Below are 828 nucleotides of genomic sequence, written 5' to 3'. Positions count from 1 at the left end.
CACGGCGGCCACGCCCTCGGCGACCAGCCTCGCCGCCGCGATCCGGGTGCGGCCCAACGGATCCGGCCCGGCGGTGGTCAGTCCACCGACGCGGAAGAAACTGCGTCGCAACAGAACTCGGCACGGGACGGCAAGCCGGCCCCGCCGAAGACCAGACCCAGTGCGCCGCCGTCGAAAACCTTTCCCACCCGCGCGCTGCGGGTTCCCGGTGTCGGCGAGGGCGCGCCCGGGCGGCGGTCCCGGGCCCGCAACGCCAGCGGCAGCGTCATCGCCGCCACCGACGCCGATGACGCGAGCTGCGGCGGCCACGGACTGCACCTGTTCGCCACCCTCCTGTCCGCCGCCGAGCGCGCCGGTGCCGGGCCGTTGCGGCCCCAGCCCGACGATCTGCGCCGCGCCGTGCGCGAGGGCCGCGAAGGCAATCTGGTGATCTTCGTCGTGGACGCGTCGGGTTCGATGGCCGCCCGCGATCGCATGGCCGCGGTCGGCGGCGCCACGCTGTCGCTGCTGCGCGACGCGTATCAGCGGCGCGACAAGGTCGCCGTGATCACGTTCCGCCACCAGGAGGCGCGGCTGCTGTTGCCGCCGACCTCGTCGGCGCACATCGCCGGGCGGCGACTGGCGCGGTTCGACACCGGCGGCAAGACCCCGCTGGCCGAGGGCCTGCTGGCCGCGCGCGAGCTCATCGTGCGGGAGAAGGCCCGCGACCGGGCGCGGCGTCCCCTGGTGGTGGTGCTGACCGACGGCCGGGCCACCGCCGGGCCGGATCCGTTGGGCCGCACCCGGATCGCGGCGGCGAGGCTGGTCGCCGAGGGCGTGGCCGCCGTG

At 76.3% G+C, this 828-nt stretch carries 1 protein-coding gene; it reads left to right on the top strand.

Features of this window, described 5'->3' with window-relative positions; genetic code table 11:
- Window positions 1-828: VWA domain-containing protein (locus A5622_RS17110; protein ID WP_156752992.1), on the top strand; the 828-nt coding region annotated here is incomplete at both ends.

The sequence above is a fragment of the Mycobacterium sp. 1245801.1 genome (assembly GCF_001673055.1).
Classification (GTDB): Bacteria; Actinomycetota; Actinomycetes; order Mycobacteriales; family Mycobacteriaceae; genus Mycobacterium; species Mycobacterium europaeum_A.
Note: the sequence above shows the minus strand (reverse complement) of the source record. Positions and strands in the feature narration are given on the sequence as shown.